The 20,173-nt window shown below is 34.4% G+C and carries 19 protein-coding genes and 1 riboswitch; of the genes, 14 read left to right on the top strand and 5 right to left on the bottom strand.

Features of this window, described 5'->3' with window-relative positions; genetic code table 11:
- Nucleotides 1-194 precede the first annotated feature (194 nt).
- Nucleotides 195-1,772, top strand: a complete 1,578-nt coding sequence (locus BUC23_RS02245) for a S41 family peptidase (protein WP_073204707.1) — start codon at nt 195-197, stop codon at nt 1,770-1,772.
- 50 nt (nt 1,773-1,822) lie between these two features.
- Here the strand turns inward: BUC23_RS02245 and BUC23_RS02240 are convergent, their stop codons facing one another.
- The 4 genes from BUC23_RS02240 to BUC23_RS02225 form a co-directional block, all read right to left on the bottom strand.
- Nucleotides 1,823-2,572, bottom strand: coding sequence for a lysophospholipid acyltransferase family protein (locus BUC23_RS02240; protein ID WP_073204704.1), 750 nt, complete (start codon nt 2,570-2,572; stop codon nt 1,823-1,825).
- A 38-nt stretch (nt 2,573-2,610) separates the two neighbouring features.
- On the bottom strand, nt 2,611-3,240 hold the full coding sequence (locus BUC23_RS02235) for an FAD-dependent oxidoreductase (RefSeq protein ID WP_073204701.1): 630 nt from the start codon (nt 3,238-3,240) through the stop codon (nt 2,611-2,613).
- A complete protein-coding gene (locus BUC23_RS02230; protein ID WP_073204698.1) occupies nt 3,241-3,444 on the bottom strand; it encodes a hypothetical protein in 204 nt (67 codons plus the stop codon).
- A gap of 120 nt (nt 3,445-3,564) precedes the next feature.
- Nucleotides 3,565-4,140: a MarC family protein gene (locus BUC23_RS02225; protein ID WP_407918673.1), complete on the bottom strand. Its 576-nt coding sequence runs from the start codon at nt 4,138-4,140 to the stop codon at nt 3,565-3,567.
- Between the two features lie 246 nt (nt 4,141-4,386).
- Here BUC23_RS02225 and BUC23_RS02220 point away from each other — a divergent pair, with 246 nt between their 5' ends.
- The 6 genes from BUC23_RS02220 (at nt 4,387) to BUC23_RS02195 (ending at nt 13,916) form a co-directional block, all read left to right on the top strand.
- Nucleotides 4,387-4,953: a DUF3109 family protein gene (locus BUC23_RS02220; protein ID WP_073204693.1), complete on the top strand. Its 567-nt coding sequence runs from the start codon at nt 4,387-4,389 to the stop codon at nt 4,951-4,953.
- A 264-nt stretch (nt 4,954-5,217) separates the two neighbouring features.
- The gene (locus BUC23_RS02215) at nt 5,218-6,195 is read left to right on the top strand and encodes a ribonucleotide-diphosphate reductase subunit beta (protein ID WP_073204690.1); all 978 of its coding nucleotides are present in this window, start codon (nt 5,218-5,220) and stop codon (nt 6,193-6,195) included.
- Nucleotides 6,196-6,462: 267 nt separating this feature from the next.
- On the top strand, nt 6,463-8,871 hold the full coding sequence (locus BUC23_RS02210) for a ribonucleoside-diphosphate reductase subunit alpha (RefSeq protein ID WP_073204687.1): 2,409 nt from the start codon (nt 6,463-6,465) through the stop codon (nt 8,869-8,871).
- Between the two features lie 363 nt (nt 8,872-9,234).
- Nucleotides 9,235-9,714: an RDD family protein gene (locus tag BUC23_RS02205; RefSeq protein ID WP_073204684.1), complete on the top strand. Its 480-nt coding sequence runs from the start codon at nt 9,235-9,237 to the stop codon at nt 9,712-9,714.
- Nucleotides 9,715-9,818: 104 nt separating this feature from the next.
- Complete coding sequence (locus BUC23_RS02200; protein WP_073204826.1) at nt 9,819-11,162, top strand: deoxyguanosinetriphosphate triphosphohydrolase; 1,344 nt, start codon at nt 9,819-9,821, stop codon at nt 11,160-11,162.
- A gap of 93 nt (nt 11,163-11,255) precedes the next feature.
- Nucleotides 11,256-13,916 (top strand): T9SS-dependent M36 family metallopeptidase, encoded by a 2,661-nt coding sequence (locus tag BUC23_RS02195; protein ID WP_073204680.1) that lies wholly within the window; start codon nt 11,256-11,258, stop codon nt 13,914-13,916.
- A gap of 116 nt (nt 13,917-14,032) precedes the next feature.
- On the opposite strand, the gene BUC23_RS02190 is transcribed toward BUC23_RS02195, so the two are convergent.
- Nucleotides 14,033-15,058 carry a LacI family DNA-binding transcriptional regulator gene (locus BUC23_RS02190; RefSeq protein WP_073204677.1) on the bottom strand — a complete coding sequence of 342 codons (1,026 nt, stop codon included), beginning with the start codon at nt 15,056-15,058 and terminating at the stop codon, nt 14,033-14,035.
- 344 nt (nt 15,059-15,402) lie between these two features.
- Here BUC23_RS02190 and rplM point away from each other — a divergent pair, with 344 nt between their 5' ends.
- The 7 genes from rplM (at nt 15,403) to thiS (ending at nt 20,034) form a co-directional block, all read left to right on the top strand.
- Complete coding sequence (gene rplM, locus BUC23_RS02185) at nt 15,403-15,858, top strand: 50S ribosomal protein L13 (protein ID WP_073204674.1); 456 nt, start codon at nt 15,403-15,405, stop codon at nt 15,856-15,858.
- On the top strand, nt 15,858-16,244 hold the full coding sequence (gene rpsI, locus BUC23_RS02180) for a 30S ribosomal protein S9 (RefSeq protein WP_073204671.1): 387 nt from the start codon (nt 15,858-15,860) through the stop codon (nt 16,242-16,244). The genes rplM and rpsI overlap by 1 nt, the downstream gene beginning before the upstream one ends.
- 173 nt (nt 16,245-16,417) lie before the next feature.
- A complete protein-coding gene (rpsB, locus tag BUC23_RS02175; protein ID WP_073204668.1) occupies nt 16,418-17,224 on the top strand; it encodes a 30S ribosomal protein S2 in 807 nt (268 codons plus the stop codon).
- A 132-nt stretch (nt 17,225-17,356) separates the two neighbouring features.
- Nucleotides 17,357-18,181, top strand: a complete 825-nt coding sequence (gene tsf / locus BUC23_RS02170; protein WP_073204664.1) for a translation elongation factor Ts — start codon at nt 17,357-17,359, stop codon at nt 18,179-18,181.
- Between the two features lie 152 nt (nt 18,182-18,333).
- Nucleotides 18,334-18,987 (top strand): queuosine precursor transporter, encoded by a 654-nt coding sequence (locus BUC23_RS02165; RefSeq protein WP_073204661.1) that lies wholly within the window; start codon nt 18,334-18,336, stop codon nt 18,985-18,987.
- Nucleotides 18,988-18,990: 3 nt separating this feature from the next.
- Complete coding sequence (locus BUC23_RS02160) at nt 18,991-19,554, top strand: DNA-3-methyladenine glycosylase I (RefSeq protein WP_073204658.1); 564 nt, start codon at nt 18,991-18,993, stop codon at nt 19,552-19,554.
- A 113-nt stretch (nt 19,555-19,667) separates the two neighbouring features.
- Nucleotides 19,668-19,764: riboswitch (TPP riboswitch) on the top strand.
- Nucleotides 19,765-19,827: 63 nt separating this feature from the next.
- Nucleotides 19,828-20,034 (top strand): sulfur carrier protein ThiS, encoded by a 207-nt coding sequence (thiS, locus tag BUC23_RS02155; protein WP_039108711.1) that lies wholly within the window; start codon nt 19,828-19,830, stop codon nt 20,032-20,034.
- Nucleotides 20,035-20,173 lie beyond the last annotated feature (139 nt).

The raw sequence follows: 20,173 nt of genomic DNA, 5'->3' as shown, positions 1-20,173 counted from the left end.
TGACCAGTTACAAAATATAAAGACGCATAAGAATCGTCGACCGTTCGGTTTAAATGATCTTAAATATAGGATGTGATTTAACTTTTATTTTTTGTTGTTAATAATTAGACAATTAATGAAATTGACTGTGAACTATTGTTTAATTTTATGTTTTTCAAGACCTAATTTGATATGAGCATTATAATCTAGCTTAAATGAAAATCGATAATAAATATCTGCCTTTAGTCATAGGTGTGACTCTTGCTTTAGGAGTTGTTCTGGGCGGTGCATTAAATTTTCGCAACCAAAATCAATTTTTGTCGAAAAATCACTCTAAGAATAAGCTCAATAAACTTATTGATTTTATTGATAACGAATATGTTGATAATGTTAACACGGATTCTATTGTAAATCTTACGGTAGACAATATTCTGGCCAAACTGGATCCGCATTCTGTATATATTCCACCAAGTGAGCAAGCGGAAGTTGTTGAAAGTATGAAAGGGGATTTTGTAGGTATTGGTGTAAACTTTTATATGTACAATGATTCGGTGGCGATAATAAAGCCTGTTGAAAATGGCCCTTCGGCAAAAGCTGGAATAAAAGCGGGAGATCGAATTTTGTATGCCGATAAAACAAAACTATACGGACGAAAATTGCCTAATGATAGCTTGTTTGCCAAATTAAAAGGGACTGTAGGTTCCGAAATAGAACTTACTGTTTACAGAAAATCAGAGCGTAAAAAAATTAAATTAAAAGTAAAACGAGATATTATTCCATTAAAAAGTGTCGATGTTTCGATGCTTTTGAACAATGAAACCGGCTATATAAAGATAAATCGATTTGCAGAAACTACGTATAGTGAATTCAAAGTTGGTCTGTTAGGTCTGAAACAACAAGGTGCAAAATCATTAATTATCGATGTTCGGGATAATGGCGGAGGTTATATGGAGGAAGCAATTGCTATTGCTGATGAATTATTGAAAGACAAGCAATTAATTGTTTTTACGAAAAACAAAAAAGGTAACATTGATAAAACATTTGCAACAGAAAGAGGGAGTTTCGAAAATGGAAATGTATTTGTATTGATTAATGAAAATAGTGCATCTGCCAGTGAAATCTTAGCGGGAGCCATTCAGGATAATGACAGAGGAACAATTGTTGGTCGACGTTCTTTTGGAAAAGGTTTGGTGCAACGCGAAATGGATTTTGATGATGGTTCCGCGGTTCGATTGACCATTGCAAGGTATTACACGCCAACTGGTCGCTCGATTCAAAAGCCATATTCTAAAGGGAATGAAGCTTATTTTAAAGAATCGGACCGAAGATTTGAAAACGGAGAATTGTACAATAAAGACAGTATAAAAGTTTCCGACACTTTGAAGTTTAAAACTAAAAAAGGTAAAATTGTATATGGCGGCGGCGGAATCGTCCCGGATATTTTTGTGCCGCTTGAAGTAGAACATGGCAGTGAAAGTACTGCTTATTTATTACAGTCGGGTGTTGTTGGTCATTTTGTTTTCGAACAATTAGATGAAAATAGAAATGCTTTTAAAGGGTTGACTTTTCAGCAATTCATCACTAAAATGAATGCGACCGATTTGTATTTTAATTCTTTTCAAAAATATATTTTCCAAAACGGACTGGATTTAAAATTTGGAAAAAGCAAGTCTTTGGTAAAACGATATCTTACTGCTGAGTTTGCGAGACAATTATATGGAGAAAAATATTATTATGAAATTGTATTGAAAGAAGATGCAATGATCAAAGCAGTTTTTAAGAATGAAAAGTAAATAAATTCACAATTGCTTTTAAGAATGTCATTTTATTCTTAAAGTGATATCTAATTTTCATCATTCCAATCTTTTCTATAGCGAAGAAGTTCTTTATCAATCATGCTTTTAGAGGTGTTCAGTAAATAAGATGCGTCTTCAGAATATATTGGTGGAAAAAAAGTCATTTTGATTTCAGTGGTAGGTTTTCCAAAACATTTTAAAAAATGCGGAATAAAAGTATCGTCTAAGATAAACGCATCCGTTTTTTCTTTGTAATCAATGGCTATAGGAATAACTGCAGCTTTAATTTTTGTTGCCATCACAAAGGAGCCGTAATTGAAATCTACAGTGGTTGGCAAATCATCTGTGGTGCCTTCTGGAAAATTAATGATAGAATATCCTTTTGCAAGAGCCTGGCGAATTTTTTCGGCTGTTTCTTGCCTACTTATTGAGCATTTTCTGTTTACAAATAACACCCCTGATATTTTGCAGATGTAACCAATAAGTGGCCACGATTCCACCTCTTTTTTTCCTACAGGAAAAGCATGTATGTGATTAACAATGACGATTGGGTCAAAATAAGAACGGTGATTAGCTACAATTAACCCTTGTACTTTGGGTTTTTCTCCGTAAATGATGGTGTGAATGCCTAAAATATAATTAGACACTTTTATTAAAAAATCGCGTAATTCGAGTGCTTTCTTAGAATTTATTTCTTCGTTTCTAAAAAAACTCATGAAATAGAAAATCAAAGAGAAAAAGGAAACAAATAATACAAAAACGATAAGTCTTGTCAAGCCTACTAAAAGTGATAACATACAAGCGATTTAATAAAAATGTAAATCTACTGCTATTTTTAGATGGTATCCAAGCTGAAATCTACTGTAATGCTATCGTGAGAGTGAGTTTGCACTCCTCCATTCCATAAAGTAAGAATATCGGTAGCGACGGCAGCACCACTTCCGGCAGCAATGGCTAGTTGACTTCTCCAGCCAGCTAAAGTACCTATAGCATAAATTCCGTCAGCAACTTTATGGTCAGTGTTTTTCAGCTGAATTCTGTGTTTTTCGGGAAGTGATTTTTGATGTGGTTCTACATATTGCATCAAACCTTTAATCGCAAAGGTATTTGCCGAACCAATGCCTATGACAACGGTTTTTGTCTTATAGGTGTTCTTGTTTGTAGAAACTGTGAATTCCGGGAATGCTCCGTTAATTTCAAGCACCTTCTCATCTGGAATCTGTGCAACATGAGGGTAGGTTTCGGAAAGCTGTTGTATACTTTTTGCTAGTAAATCGGATCCTAAAGTACCTGAAGCTATTCCGTATGCATTATTAAAAATGGCTTCTTGAAGCGAGGATGTTTTTTGGTGGGTGAAAATGCCCACTTTTTTATCAATGGCAAAAGGTTTGTCCTTGGCTGAGCCTAAAACAAGCGCACATGACATACCAGATGCGCCACCGCCAATAATTAAAACATCAAACATTTAAAATTTGTCATTCATTTTTTCTTCAATTTTTTTAGACATTCTAAAAATTAAAAGAATTAAAACGGCACATAAAGAAGCTGCAACACCTATAATAGCATATAGACTATTGCCTTGAAAAGGATGGCTAAAATCAAGTAAAGTAACATTAAATATGATTAAAGCTAAGGCTAAAAACACGAGTATGTTAGTGAAGATTTTCATGATATTTTTTTGTTTTTTTTATTTAAAAATTTAAGATTTTTTATTTAAAAATTTATTTTAACAAAAATCAAATATTTTTATACTTTGTTGCGTTATGGGGTAAATTTATGAAAATTTATTTTACACAAACAAACCTTTAACATTAGCGGCGAATAATTTAACAGCGATAGCAAGAAGAACTACTCCAAAAGTCTTTCTAATCACCCCAAGTCCATTCTCTCCCAAGAGTTTTTCGATTCTTGCAGATGATTTTAAAACAATATATACGAGTATGATGTTTAGGATTATAGCAATAACAATATTAATAGTTTGAAATTCCGCTTTCAAGGATAATAAAGTGGTCATAGTTCCGGCTCCGGCAACAAGCGGGAACGCTATTGGAACTATTGATGCCGAGCTGGCCGCTTCATCGCGATACAATCGGATACCTAATATCATTTCTAGTGCTAAGAAAAATAAAACAAAAGATCCTGCAACAGCAAAAGAATGAACATCGATTCCGATTAAATTTAAAAATTCCTCCCCTATAAAAAGAAAGACAATCATAATAGCCCCTGAAGCTAATGTTGCTTTTTCTGATTCGATATGTCCAAATTTTGCTCGTAAATCGATGATAATGGGAATAGTACCAATAATGTCAATTACTGCAAAAAGGACCATACTTACGGTTACAATTTCTCTTATATCGAATCCCATCATATCTTTTTTGAGGGTAAAGTTAAACTTTTTGGCAAATTATCAGTTAAAATATAGCGGTATTGCAATTTTTTTAGTGTTTTTTTTAAACAAATGAATTATGGTTTTTTGAATTAAAATTTGTTTTGATTCTGATTTTACGGATGGATTATTCCGTATGTGCAGAAGGTTAAAGTTGGTTTTGACTAAAAGATTACCATATACTTTGACTACCTTTGCACTTTATAATCACAGTACCCCAAAATAATGTTTCAATTAGGAAAAACCATCGTCTCAGAAGACATACTCGGAAAAGATTTTGTTTGCAATTTGTCAGCTTGTAAAGGCGCCTGTTGTGTAGACGGTGATGCCGGTGCTCCGCTGAGTCTTGAAGAAACAAAAATTTTGGAAGAAATATATCCTAAGGTTAAGCCGTTTTTGCGCAAACAGGGAATTGCCGCTATTGAAGCGCAAGGAACTTGGGTAAATGGTACTGATGGTGATCTTGAAACACCGTTGATTGATAATAAAGATTGTGCTTACGTTATTTTTGATGGTAAAACGGCCCTTTGTGGTATCGAACAAGCCTATAATCAAGGAATAATTGACTGGAAAAAACCTGTTTCCTGTCATCTGTACCCAATTCGAGTAAAAGACTTTACTGAGTTTGCTGCTGTCAATTATGACAAATGGGATATTTGCGACCCAGCCTGTTCCTTAGGTCAGGAACTCGAGGTGCCAGTGTATAAATTTGTTAAAGAAGCATTGGTTAGAAAATTTGGGGAAGACTGGTATGCAGAGCTTGAAAAAGTCGCTCTCGACATGAAAAAGTAATTTCAAAATAATTAAAAAAGTCCTTGTTTTTTATTTTTATAATCCTATATTTTACGGTACTTTACGTGCTTTTTTATTTTTCAATGGACTGATATTCAGTTTTCTGTAATAATCGTCAAAAATATTCCTATTTATATCATTTGTTAAAAACTAAAGCCGATTGTGAATAAGTTTGGCTTTTATTAGTCGCAATATTTTACAATCTTTGTAATCTACAGAAAGTATAAAATTTCGTTAAAATCTCAAAAAAAACACACACTAATAATGGCGCAAGTTGAACCAATTTTACAAGAAAATAAAAATCGTTTCGTAATTTTTCCTATCAAACACCATGATATTTGGGAATTTTATAAAAGTATGGAAGCCAGTTTCTGGACTGCCGAAGAAATAGATTTGTCTCAGGATTTGAATGACTGGAATAACAAGCTTTCTGATGATGAGCGTTATTTTGTAAAACATATTCTTGCTTTTTTTGCTGCTTCTGACGGAATTGTAAATGAGAATCTGGCTGAAAATTTTGTGAACGAAGTGCAATATGCAGAAGCAAAATTCTTTTACGGTTTTCAAATTATGATGGAAAATATTCATAGCGAAACCTATTCGTTATTGATTGACACTTATGTAAAAGACGAAGCAGAAAAAGATGAATTGTTCAATGCTTTAGAAGTTTTTCCAGCTATTAAGAAAAAAGCAGACTGGGCTTTGAAATGGATCGAGTCTGATTCATTTGCCGAAAGATTGATTGCTTTTGCGGCTGTAGAGGGAATTTTCTTTTCGGGAGCATTTTGTTCTATTTATTGGTTGAAAAAACGTGGATTAATGCCAGGATTGACATTTTCTAACGAATTGATTTCTCGTGATGAAGGCGTTCACTGTGATTTTGCAGTGCATTTACATAACCACCACTTGGTGAATAAAGTGCCAAAAGAAAGAATTAGAAGCATTATTGTAGATGCTTTGAATATAGAAAGAGAGTTTATTACAGAATCACTTCCGGTGAGTTTGATTGGGATGAATGCTGTGTTGATGACACAATATTTAGAATTTGTTGCAGATAGATTGTTGGTTGAATTAGGTTGCGATAGAGAATACAATACCTCGAATCCTTTTGATTTTATGGATATGATTTCGCTTCAAGGAAAAACAAACTTTTTTGAAAAGAAAGTAGCTGAATATCAAAAAGCCGGAGTTATGAATACAGACGGTGATGCTCAAAAAATATCTTTTGACGCAGATTTTTAATTTTTTTTAAACCATTAAGGAATTAAGGTTTAGCTTAATTTTTCTAAATATCGTAATGTTAAAAAAAAACATTTTGAAGTCTTAATACTTTACTAAATTTCTTTGTGCTTCTGATGCTGCTTAGCCCAGATAGCAGTGAAAATCCTTTTTATCCGCCTTTTCGGCGGATAAAAAGATTGCAATGGATAGCTGGAAATAGCTCCAAAAAAATAATACAAATAACGAAAAACAGCGAAGGGATTTTCTGTTTTAAAAACAAACAAAAGTATGTACGTAGTAAAAAGAGACGGCCACAAAGAGCCAGTAATGTTCGACAAAATCACAGATAGAATTAAAAAACTATGCTATGGTTTGAATGATTTGGTAGATGCTGTGAAAGTAGCAATGCGAGTAATTGAAGGACTTTATGATGGAGTTTCTACGTCAGAATTAGATAATTTAGCAGCCGAAACTGCGGCTTCGATGACTATTGCGCATCCGGATTATGCACAATTGGCAGCGAGAATTGCAATTTCGAATTTGCATTCCAATACAAAAAAATCATTTTCGGAAACAATGAACGATATGTTTCATTATGTAAACCCGAGAAATGGACAAGATGCGCCTTTGTTGTCTGAAGAAGTGCATCAAGTGATTATGAAAAATGCTGAATTCTTGGATTCGCATGTGATATATAACAGGGATTTTAACTACGATTATTTTGGTTTTAAAACCTTAGAAAGATCGTATTTGCTAAAAATAAACGGTAAAATCGTGGAACGCCCGCAACATATGTTGATGCGTGTTTCGGTTGGAATCCACTTAGACGATTTGGAATCAGTGATTGAGACTTACGACTTAATGTCGAAAAAATTCTTTACGCACGCCACTCCAACTTTATTCAACGCGGGTACTCCAAAACCTCAAATGTCTTCTTGTTTCCTTTTGGCGATGCAAGACGACAGTATTGACGGAATTTACGATACGTTGAAACAAACAGCAAAAATCTCGCAATCAGCAGGTGGAATTGGGCTTTCTATTCACAATGTTCGAGCGACAGGTTCATATATTCGTGGTACAAACGGAACATCTAACGGGATTGTTCCTATGTTGCGAGTTTTCAATGATACTGCAAGATATGTAGATCAAGGTGGTGGAAAACGTAAAGGAAGTTTTGCAATTTACATCGAAACTTGGCATGCGGATATCTTTGAATTCCTAGACTTGAAAAAGAATACCGGAAAAGAAGAAATGCGTGCAAGAGATTTGTTCTTCGCGATGTGGACTTCGGATTTATTCATGAAAAGGGTACAGGAAGACAGTTATTGGACCTTGATGTGTCCTAATGAATGTCCAGGTTTGTATGATGTTTATGGCGAAGAATTTGAAGCGATGTACATTGATTACGAGAAACGTGGAAAAGGTAGAAAAACCATCAAAGCGCATGAATTGTGGGAGAAGATCCTAGAATCGCAAATTGAAACTGGAACTCCTTACATGTTGTACAAAGATGCAGCCAACAGAAAATCAAACCAAAAAAATCTGGGTACAATTCGTTCATCGAACTTGTGTACGGAGATTATGGAATTTACTTCTAAAGATGAAATAGCGGTTTGTAACCTGGCTTCACTTTCGTTACCAATGTTTGTGGAAAACAAAAAATTCAATCATGAATTGTTGTACACCGTTACAAAACGAGTAACCAGAAACTTAAATAAAGTTATTGACAGAAATTATTATCCGGTAATAGAAGGAGAAAATTCTAATAAACGCCACAGACCAATTGGTCTTGGAGTGCAAGGTTTAGCTGATGCTTTCATTATGTTGCGTTTGCCTTTTACCAGTGACGAAGCTAAAACGCTGAATCAGGAAATTTTCGAAACCTTATACTTTGCTGCTGTTTCTGCATCTATGGAAATGGCAAAAGAAGAAGGGCCTTATTCAACTTTTAAAGGTTCTCCAATTTCACAAGGGGAATTTCAATACAACCTTTGGGGATTGAAAGATGAGGAATTATCAGGACGTTGGGACTGGGCTTCATTGAGAAAAGAAGTAATGGAACACGGAGTAAGAAACTCGTTATTAGTGGCCCCAATGCCAACTGCTTCGACTTCACAAATTTTGGGTAACAACGAAGCATTCGAACCGTATACTTCTAATATTTACACAAGACGAGTACTTTCGGGAGAATTTATTGTCGTGAACAAGCATTTATTACACGATTTAGTGGAACGCGGTTTGTGGAACGAAACATTGAAACAAGAATTAATGCGAAATAACGGTTCGGTTCAAGACCTAAATATTCCGCAAGACTTGAAAGAATTGTACAAAACGGTTTGGGAGATGTCAATGAAAGACATTATTGATATGTCACGTCAACGTGGTTATTTTGTGGATCAATCGCAATCATTGAACTTGTTTATGCAGAATGCGAATTATTCTAAATTGACATCGATGCATTTCTACGCTTGGCAATCCGGATTGAAAACGGGAATGTATTATTTAAGAACAAAAGCTGCGGTGGATGCGATTAAATTTACATTAAACAATGACAAAAAAGCAGAACCAATTGAATTAAAAGAACAACCAGTTGCTGTTGAAGCCGTTGCGGTGGAAATGTCTGCTGAAGAATACAGAACCATGATTGAACTGGCTAAAAATGCTGGTCCGGACGAATGTGAAATGTGTGGTTCTTAAGTCATTACGATGAACTAAGTAATCTGATAATCAAATCCTATTGTTGATGTCAAAAAAAATATTTTAATACAAAAAGCAGTTATTGTAATGATAGCTGCTTTTTTTTGGTCCTATTTACTTCGTCAGTTCGCTTCTCTCGTGTCCCGCTTTCCGTTACAAATGAAATTCACTGAACTCCTATGGAAATAAAAGTATAGTGAGGTAATCTTTTTATCCGCCAAAAAAAAGGCAGAAAAAAAGGATTTTCAATTTAATCGGGGCTAAGTTAACAGGAATGATCTCCTAGAATTTGTAAATAATTCACTATATTTGAGATACTGATTAGTGTTATGGACTTTTTCATAATAATCAAAAATAATAAATATGGAAAATAAAAAATTTACAATTACAGATGATTTATTAGCTTCAAAAGGGGAACGTTTTCTAAACTTCATTATAGATTTACTGATTATTTATATCATCGCAGTATGTATAGTAGCTACCATAAATATAATTGGAGATGTAACGAACAGTTATGGGGTTTCGAACTGGGTTAAATCATTGAGTTTGATTGAGAATTTATTTTTTGGGCTCGTAATTTTGTTTTTTTACTATGCATTTACGGAGATGTATTTTTCCAGAACATTCGCGAAGTATTTTACTAAAACTATGGTAGTAAGAGTCGATGGCTCAAAACCCAATACTAAAAATTTTATGATACGAACCGTATCCCGATTGAACCCTATTGATCCTTTTTCATTTCTGGGTAAATCGGAAAGAGGATTGCACGATACTTTATCTGCAACTTATGTGGTGAAAAAGCATGAGTTTGTTGCGAAAATGAAAATGTTTTCTTTGGAATAAGCAAATAAGAAAAGATAAAAAAGCGGTCATTTTAGACCGCTTTTTTGTTTTTAAACACAACCTTTTCTCTATATTAGCCCATTCTAATTACCAAAAACAATATGATGAACTGGGAACAACTTTTATCACTAAAACGTCAGGGAGACAAAGGCAAAAGATTGCGTATAGAACAAGATGATACCCGCTTGGGTTTTGAGGTTGATTATGATCGTATTATCTTCTCGGCGGCTTTTAGAAGTTTACAGGATAAAACGCAGGTTATTCCGTTATCTAAAACTGATTTTGTGCATACCAGATTAACGCATAGTTTAGAAGTCTCGGTTGTAGGCCGTTCTTTAGGTCGATTAGTTGGTAAAAAAATTATTGAAAAATATCCGCATCTAAAAGAAGTTCACGGCTATCACATGAATGATTTTGGGGCAATTGTTGCTGCCGCTTCATTGGCGCACGATATTGGAAATCCTCCTTTTGGACATTCAGGAGAAAAAGCGATTGGCGAATATTTTTCTATTGGAAACGGGCAAAAATACAAAGATCAGCTCTCTGAAAAAGAATGGCAGGATTTGATTGATTTTGAAGGAAATGCAAATGGTTTTTCGGTTCTTACGGCAAGCCGTCCGGGAATTGAAGGCGGACTTCGAATTTCTTATGCAACGCTGGGCGCTTTTATGAAATATCCCAAAGAAAGTCTGCCGAAAAAACCAACTAAAAACATTGCCGATAAAAAATATGGTTTCTTTCAAACCGATAAAACTTTTTTTCAGGAAGTAGCTTCTGACATGGGTTTGATTTCTAATAAATCAGGAGGTAATATTGGTTTTGAAAGACATCCTTTGGCTTATTTAGTTGAAGCAGCTGATGATATTTGTTATACCATTATTGACTTTGAAGATGGAATCAATTTAGGATTAGTTTCTGAAGATTTTGCTTTGGAATATCTGATAAAATTGGTGAAAGACAGTATAGATACTGTTAAATATAAGACTTTAGAAACTAAAGAAGATAGAATTAGTTATTTACGCGCTTTGGCTATTGGTAGTTTAATCAATGATGCAGTAAAGGTTTTTATCGAAAATGAATCGCTTATTATGGAGGGTAAATTCCCGTATGCCATAATGGACAAAAGCAAGTATAAAGCGCAAATGGACGATATTATCAAGATAAGTGTCAATAATATTTACCAAAGCAGAGAAGTGATTGAGAAAGAAATTGTGGGTTATCAGATAATTCAAACTTTATTAGATAAGTTCATAACTGCATTCAACAATAAATTCGAAGGGAATGCCTCTAATTATGATTCTTTAATTTTAAAAATGTTGCCAGAAAAGCATCATTTGGAAAAAGATAACCTGTACAGTCGCTTGCTGCATATTTGTCATTTTATTTCGTTGCTTACCGATGGTAATGCTTTGCTATTTTATAAAACAATCACAGCAGTCAAAAGTTAAATTACGAACAATTTAATGGTTAATTGTTAAATCGAATAAAAATAATTAAGTTTGCGGCAATAATTAACCTGTTTGCTGAATTTAACCACATTTATGAAAAAAATTACCCTGTTAATTTTATTTTTTATCCCTATTATTAGTTTTTCACAATCTAATGCTGAAACGATTCAAAGATATCTGAATAGCAAAACCGCTAAATTGGATGTGTCCAATGCTGATGTTAAAGATTGGATAATTGAAAGTGAAGGAAACTCTACGACTACAAATATAAATAACTGTTATGTTTTGCAACGTTATCAGGGTATCGAAGTATTTAGAGCACTTTCTAATTTTTCGATAAAAGAGGGTCAGGTTATTAATTTAGGTAACCGTTTTGTAGCTAATCTATCTCAAAAAGTAAATGCTACCAAACCTTCGCTTTCTGTACTTGATGCTTTGGCAAAAACGTATCTTAAATTAGATATTACGGCTATTGCACCATTTACTATTCTGGAAAAAACAGGTCAATATAAATTTAAAATTTCAAACGGTCTGTCTATTGAAGAGCCTGTAAGTGCAAATTTAGTATATCATTTAACCAAAGAAAATACTTTAAAATTAGCTTGGGATTTTACTATAAACACAGTCGCTCACAATCATATTTGGAGTGTTAGAGTTGATGCTTTGAATGGCGAAATATTGGAAAAAAACGACTTGAACATTTCTTGTAATTTTGACAGTAAAAAACATTATTCCTCTGCGAATAATATTTTAATGAAGCCAGCAAAGGCTACATATAAACAATTATTTTCTGCGGCACCTATGTATGCGGGAGGAGGCTCATATAATGTCATTCCTTTTAATTATGAAAGTCCGAATCACAGTGCAAGAAGATTAATATCAAATCCGGCAAATGCTACAGCCTCCCCTTATGGCTGGCATGATATTGATGGCTTTGATGGTGCAGAATTTACCGTTACAAGAGGTAATAATGTTTGGGCAAAAGAGGACTTCCTCGGTGATAACATTGTTGTCGGAAATGGTCCTGATGGGGGAGCGGGTTTAGTTTTTGATTTTCCTTATGGTGGTACGGGGGTCGAAGCAGCTTCATACATAAGTGCCGCGACAACCAATTTGTTCTATATGAATAATGTGATGCATGACATTTGGTATCAATATGGTTTTAATGAAGCTAGCGGGAATTTTCAAGAGAACAATTATTCCCGTGGGGGAAAAGAAAATGATTTTGTGAATGCGGATGCTCAAGACGGATCGATGGCAGATCCACAGAGCACAAACAACGCAAATTTTGCAACGCCTGTAGATGGGGGTAAGCCTAGAATGCAAATGTTTTTATGGAATACCGGTCCTGAAATCAAACCTATAATCGTTAATTCTCCGCAAAATATTGCCGGAAGTTACGTGGCTAAGCAAAATTCTTTTAACCCTGGACGGGTTGATTTACCTATAGCGCCTAATTTTATTCAATCCGATTTAGTTTTGTATTTGGATAGTGTAGGTGGGAGTAGTGATGCTTGTGTTGCGCCATCTAATGAGGCTGCGATGAATAAGAAAATTGTGGTAATAAGAAGAGGTTCTTGTACTTTTGTAGTAAAAGTAAAAGCCGCTCAAAATGCAGGTGCGGTAGCTGTAATTATAGTTAATAATGCAGATGGTGCAATAACTATGTCGGGAGCTGATGCGTCTATTAAGATTCCTGCTATAAGTGTAACACAGGCTGTTGGAGAATCTCTTATAGCGCAAATGCAAACGCAAAATGTGAATGTCAACTTACAGGTGGAAAACTCTCCGTTTGTAAATTCAGATGGAGACTTTGATAATGGAATAATTGCCCATGAATACGGCCACGGGATTTCAACTCGTTTAGCTGGGGGGCGAAATAATTCCAGTTGTCTTCAAAACACAGACCAAATGGGAGAGGGCTGGTCTGATTGGTTTGCTCTTATGTTACAAATCAAGCCGGGTGATGTTGGGACTTCAAAACGAGGTATAGGAACGTTTGTATCGATGCAATCAACAGATGGATTAGGAATAAGAGATTATCCGTATTCTACAGATAGGGCTATTAATCCGATGACCTATGCACAAACGAACAAATATCAGTACATGGATAAAGATGGAGTCGAGCAGACTGAAATTCATGGTACTGGTTCTGTATGGACAACCGTTTTATGGGATTTGACTTGGGCTTATATCAATAAATATGGATATGATGATAATAAGTATACTGGTATTGGTGGGAACAATAAACTAATGCGAATTGTATTAGATGGTATTAAGTTGATGCCGTGTAGTCCCACTTTTGTTAGTGCAAGAGACGCAATTATAGCAGCTGATCAGGCAATTACCGGTGGTAAAGATTATTGTATGATTTGGGGGGTATTTGCAGCTCGAGGTTTAGGTGTAAATGCGTCAGCTGGCGATGGGAATATAGGTAATGATCAGGTAGAGGATTTTGCAGCTCCTGCGGCTGGACCAAATTGTGTTCTTGCGGTAAATGATTTTGAAAGCAATGAGGGAATGAGTGTTTATCCTAATCCTTCTAGTGGGCAAGTAAATCTACATATTGATCAATATGTAGGGAAAGTTACTATTCAAATAATTGATATCAACGGAAGAGTAGTTGCTAAATTTAAAAATGAGGAATTTAATAATCTAAAAACAATTGATTTATCCCGTCTTCAAAAAGGAGTTTATATTTTGAAAGTAAATAGCGATAACCTTGAATTTACTGAAAAAATTATTCTGAATTAGATTCAAATAAAAAAGTTTGGTAAAAATTTCGAAGAATTATAAGGCATTGAACATGTCATAATAATAATAATAATAATAAAATCCATCAGTTTTAGCGAACTGATGGATTTTTTATGTTATAATTTCCTAGTAGACTCCCGCTCTTTCAATTTAGTTTTGATGATGACAGTTTCATAAGGAAGGTGCTCTTCTTTAGATTCTAATCTGTCGATCAGCAATTTTGCGGCCACTTCGCCTATTTCGATACCATGCTGGCTTACCGTTGTTAGGCTTGGTGACAGTCTTCTTGAAGCAAGAATTCCATCAGCAAAGCCGATAATCGATAGCTCTTCTGGAATTTTATATCCTTTTTTAAGACCAAATTTCAAGGCAGCCACGGAGTCGCTTTCTTCTAAAGCAAAAATTCCATCGATTGGATTGTTGTTAAAGATTTTTTCAATTTTCTCGTTTAAATCATCTTCGGAATCTGTTCTCAGTATTATATTAGGATTAATGCTAATGTTGTTTTTTTCTAGTGCCTTTAGGTAGCCTTCAGCTCTAAGCTTACCAACACTTAAATTATCTATAGAAGAAAATAATGCGATATTCTTGCATCCTAAATCTATTAAGCGTTGCGTAGAATTTAAAGCAGAATCAAAATCATCAACAATAACCTTATCGCAATCTACCCCTTCGGCAATTCGGTCAAACATAACTATAGGAGTGCCATCATTAATAATTTCTTTAAAATGATTGTATTCATGAAGTTTTTGCGCTTCTTCAGAAACAGATAAAATAAATCCATCGATAGTTCCATTACTAAGCATTTCAAGCGTATGGGCTTCTTTTTCTAAAGATTCGTTTGAAATACACATTATAACATTGTATCCTTTTTCGTCAGCGACTTTCTCTATACCACTAAATACTTTGGCAAAAAAAGAATTTAGAATGTTAGGTATAATTACTCCAATCGTTTTTGTTTTTCTATTTTTAAGATTTAGACCAATAATGTTTGGTTTGTAGTTTTTGAGTTTTGCGTATTCTTTAATTTTTATTTTTGTCATTTCACTAATCTCCGGGCTGTCATTAAGCGCTTTTGAAACAGTAGAAACAGATACATTTAGTTCTTTTGCAATTTGTTTTAATGTTGCTTTGGCTTTCATATGAGGAAATTTATAGGTAATTTTAAATGTAAAAATAAGTACAAGATAGAAATAATTAGAATATTAACGGTATAAATGACAAAAATAGCCATTAAAATATAAAATTTACCCTTGAAAAATGATTAATGTACAATATACTTGAAAAAAAAGAGGATAGATTAGTTTAATAAGTCTACTATGGAATATTTCTAAATTGAATCCCGGATAATTATTTTAAATATACATTTGATTATCAGAGCAAAAACAAGAAAAAAATATTCATTTAAGGTATTTGTATTTAAAATAATTAATTGTACTTTTGCAACCCCTTTATTGGGGATGGAATGTTTAATTAAAAATATATTATGGACGCATTAAGCTACAAGACACAATCAGCAAGCAAAGCCACCGTTACAAAAGAGTGGATTGTTGTAGATGCTGATGGTCACAACTTAGGTCGTCTTGCTTCAAAAGTCGCTATGATTTTGAGAGGTAAGTACAAGCCAAGTTACACACCACACGTGGACTGCGGAGATAACGTAATCGTTATCAACTCAGAAAAAATCAACCTTACAGGTAACAAAATGGACGAAAAGACTTACATTCGTCACACAGGTTACCCAGGTGGTCAAAGAACTTTAACTGCTAAAGTATTGCAAGCAAAAAACCCTGCATTATTAGTAGAGAAAGCTATTAAAGGGATGTTACCTAAAAATAAATTAGGAGCAGAGCTTTTTAGAAATTTAAATGTTGTTGTAGGATCAGAGCACAAACAAGGCGCTCAAAAACCTAAAACAGTTAACCTTAACGATCTTAAGTAATGGGAGTAATTCACAAAATCGGTAGAAGAAAAACCGCTGTTGCACGTGTATACGTTTCGGAAGGAACGGGAGTAATCGTTGTAAACAAAAAACCATTCGAAACTTATTTCCCTACTGCAACTTTACAGTACAAAGTTTTACAACCTATGTCAATGACAGAAAATGTAAGCAATTTTGACGTAAAAGTGAACGTTTATGGAGGTGGTTCAACTGGTCAAGCAGAAGCTGTAAGAATGGCATTAGCACGCGTTATGTGTGAAGTAAATGCTGAAAACAGAGCTATCTTGAAACCAGAAGGTTTATTGACAAGAGATCCAAGAATGGTTGAACGTAAGAAATTCGGTCAGAAGAAAGCTCGTAAGAGATTCCAATTCTCTAAACGTTAATATTACCTGTCTTGTTCAAATGGGACAAGACATCGTTCATTTATTATTGAATTTAAAAAAACAGTTGTTGTTGCTCTCCTACTGAGGTAGGAAATAGTTTAGCATCTAAATGTATAAAGCCGAGAAATCGCCATTTATTCATTGCTAATCAACAGAACGTAAACTAGAACAAAATGGCAAACAAAGTAGAAGTAAAAGAATTACTAGAAGCAGGTGTTCACTTCGGACACATGACTAGAAAATGGGATCCAAACATGGCTCCTTACATTTATATGGAGCGTAATGGTATTCACATTATCAATCTATATAAAACTGCAGCAAAAATTGAAGAAGCTAATGACGCTTTGAAAAAAATCGCTGCATCAGGTAGAAAAATATTATTCGTTGCTACCAAAAAACAAGCAAAAGACATCGTTGCTGAAAAAGCAAAAGCTGCAAACATGCCTTATATCACTGAAAGATGGCCTGGTGGAATGCTAACTAACTTCGTAACTATCCGTAAAGCTGTTAAAAAAATGGCTACTATTGATAAAATGAAGAAAGATGGTACATTCATGACCCTTTCTAAAAAAGAGCGTTTACAAGTTGATCGTCTTCGTGCAAAATTAGAGAAAAATTTAGGTTCAATCGCTGACATGTCTAGACTACCAGCTGCATTGTTCGTAGTTGATATCAAAGCGGAACATATCGCAATAAAAGAAGCTCAAAAATTAAACATTCCAGTTTTCGCTATGGTGGATACTAATTCTGACCCAAGAGAGGTTGAATTCGTAATCCCATCTAACGATGATGCTTCTAAATCAATTGATAAAATTTTATCTTTAGTAACAGCTGCAATTGTTGAAGGACTTTCTGATAGAGGTTCTGACAAAGAAGGTGATGCTCCAGCTGAAGCAACTACAGAAGTAGTAGCTCCTGCTGAAGTAGCTGAGGTTGCTCCTGCTGTTGAAGCAGCTGCTCCAACTGCAACTGAAGAATAAATAAACATTTAATTCCAAGTTTTAATTCCTCTCCATAAAAAATTAGAAACCTAAAGTTGATAATTTAATAAAATTGGAAACTGGATTTGAAACTTGGAATTTTTTACTTTTAACCTTAAAAAAATATACAATATGGCAACAATTACTGCTGCAGACGTAAATAAATTAAGAACAATCACTGGTGCAGGAATGATGGACTGCAAAAAAGCTTTGGTTGAAGCAGACGGGGATTTTGATTTAGCTATCGAAAACTTACGTAAAAAAGGACAAAAAGTAGCTGCAAACCGTTCAGATAGAGAATCTACTGAAGGTGCTGCAATTGCTGTTGTAAATGCTGACAAAACTGCTGGTGTAGTTATCACATTAAACTGTGAGACTGACTTCGTAGGTATGAATGAAAACTTTGTGAAAATGGCTACTGAAATGGCTAATTCTGCATTGAACTTCAATACTAAAGAAGAATTTTTAGCAAGTGATTTCAACGGAATGACTGTTGCTGATAAATTAATCGAGCAAACTGGAGTTATTGGTGAAAAATTAGAAATCAGAACTTTCGAAAAATTAGAAGGTGCTTTTGTTGGATCTTACATTCACTCTGGAAACAAAATCGCTACTTTAGTTGGTTTATCTGCAAAATTAGATGGTGCTGATGAAGTTGCAAGAAACATTGCTATGCAAGCTGCAGCTATGTCTCCTATCGCTTTAGACGAAACTGGTGTTGATGCTGATACTATCGCTAAAGAAATCGAAATTGCTAAAGATATCCTACGTCAAGAAGGAAAACCAGAAGCAATGTTAGACAATATCGCTAAAGGTAAATTGGCTCGTTTCTTTAAAGACAATACTTTAGTAAACCAAGATTATATCAAAGACAACAAAATGAGCGTTGCTGCTTATGCTAAATCTTTAGATAAAGATCTTATCGTTACAGGTTTCAAAAGAGCTGCTTTAGGATAATTTATTCTAAAATTGTTTCAGAATCTCTAAATTTGTTTTAGAAGTTTTTTAAACATAATATAAAATCCCATCTTGTTGTAAAGACAAGATGGGATTTTTTTATTATCTAAAAAGAAATTAAAATACTAAATTTGGAAAACTAATAGTTTTTTATGTTTAAAACCAAAAAAGATATGGTGTTTGTTATCCTCGCAGGAATCTTCATCACCAATGCAGTTGTAGCTGAATTAATCGGTGGGAAATTGATACAAGTGGGTCCTTTCGTTATGAGTATCGGAATTTTACCTTGGCCAGTAGTTTTCCTCACTACTGATTTAATCAATGAATATTTTGGAGAAAAAGGAGTGAAAAAGCTATCCTATATTACGGCTTGTTTAATTGCTTATGCTTTTATCATTCTCCTTTTAGCCATACTTGTTCCTGCTGCAAAAGGGATTAGTCCTGTAAATGATTCTCAATTTTATGCTGTTTTTGGTCAAAGTATGTGGATTATTGCCGGTAGTATTATCGCGTTTTTAGTTTCCCAATTAATAGACGTAACCGTTTTTTGGTTTTTCAAAAACAGAACAGGAGAACGAAAAATATGGTTAAGAACAACTGGTTCTACAGTGGTTTCACAATTATTCGATTCCTTTATTGTATTAGGAATTGCATTTTGGTTACCCGGAAAAATCAACTTTGACACTTTTTTAAGTTCTGCGATAATCGGCTATACCTTTAAATTAGGAATTGCTATTTTATTAACTCCATTAATTTATTTAGGACATCATTTAATAAAAAAATATTTATCAGAAGAAACAGTATAAATCATGGAAGAAAAAACAAGATGTAAATGGTGTGTTGGCATTGCTATTTATGAAAAATACCACGATGAAGAATGGGGAGTTCCCGTTTATGATGACCAAAAATTATTCGAATTCCTAATCCTAGAAACCTTTCAGGCTGGGTTAAGTTGGATTACAATACTAAAAAAGAGAGAAAACTTCAAATTAGCTTTTGATGATTTTGACTATAAAAAAGTAGCCCTTTATACCGAAGATAAAATTCAGGAATTACTTCAAAACGCAGGTATTATTCGCAATCAGTTAAAAATTCGCGCAGCAGTTTCAAATGCGGTTGCCTTTATTAAAGTACAAGATGAATTTGACAGTTTTTCTAAATACATTTGGGAATTTACAGGAGGAAAGCCAATAAATAATAATCGAAAAACGCTAAAAGAAGTTCCTGCCACCACTCCACTTTCTGACGCTATCAGTAAAGATTTAAAAAAACGTGGGTTTAAATTTGTGGGATCTACCGTAGTTTATGCCCATATGCAAGCAACAGGAATGATCGATGATCACGTAGAAGATTGCTGGAAAAGAATCAAGTAATCAGTTTACAGTGGCAGTATTCAGTTTTTAGAAATATCACAAAAAATATCTTTACTACCATAACTTTAAACCTTAAACTTTAAACATCTAAACAAAAAAATAAGTATTTTTGTTCCACACTTTAGGGGTGTCTACAACATTGTAGGCTGAGAATTACCCTCTGAACCTGATCTAGTTCATACTAGCGTAGGGAAAAGTAAGATGACTTCTGCGCGCATTTATGTGCCATTGTAGCCATTCCTAAAGTATAACTGTATACTAAATTCAAAAGGAATGGAGCTTAAAATCAACAATCAAACGAAACAATTTGCAACTGACAGTCTAACTGTTCAGGCACTTCTTGACTTGGAAATTCCCATCAAACAAAACGGAATTGCCGTAGCCATTAACAATACCGTGATTCCAAAATCCAACTGGAATTCTCACCCCATACAAGAAACCGACGACATTCTCATCATCTCTGCAACTCAAGGAGGATAGTTTGGCTGCTCGGGCGGGCTATCCATTTCAAGTCCGCAGTTGCAATCCTATAAAACATAGTCTTAGTCAAAGCTTCCTAACGGTCGCTTCACTAATCTTTGTTTTATTTGGCTTTCAACTTTACGGGCTTTCCATTACT

Origin of the sequence: Flavobacterium xinjiangense (assembly GCF_900142885.1) — a bacterium.
Lineage (GTDB): Bacteria > Bacteroidota > Bacteroidia > Flavobacteriales > Flavobacteriaceae > Flavobacterium > Flavobacterium xinjiangense.
Note: the sequence above shows the minus strand (reverse complement) of the source record. Positions and strands in the feature narration are given on the sequence as shown.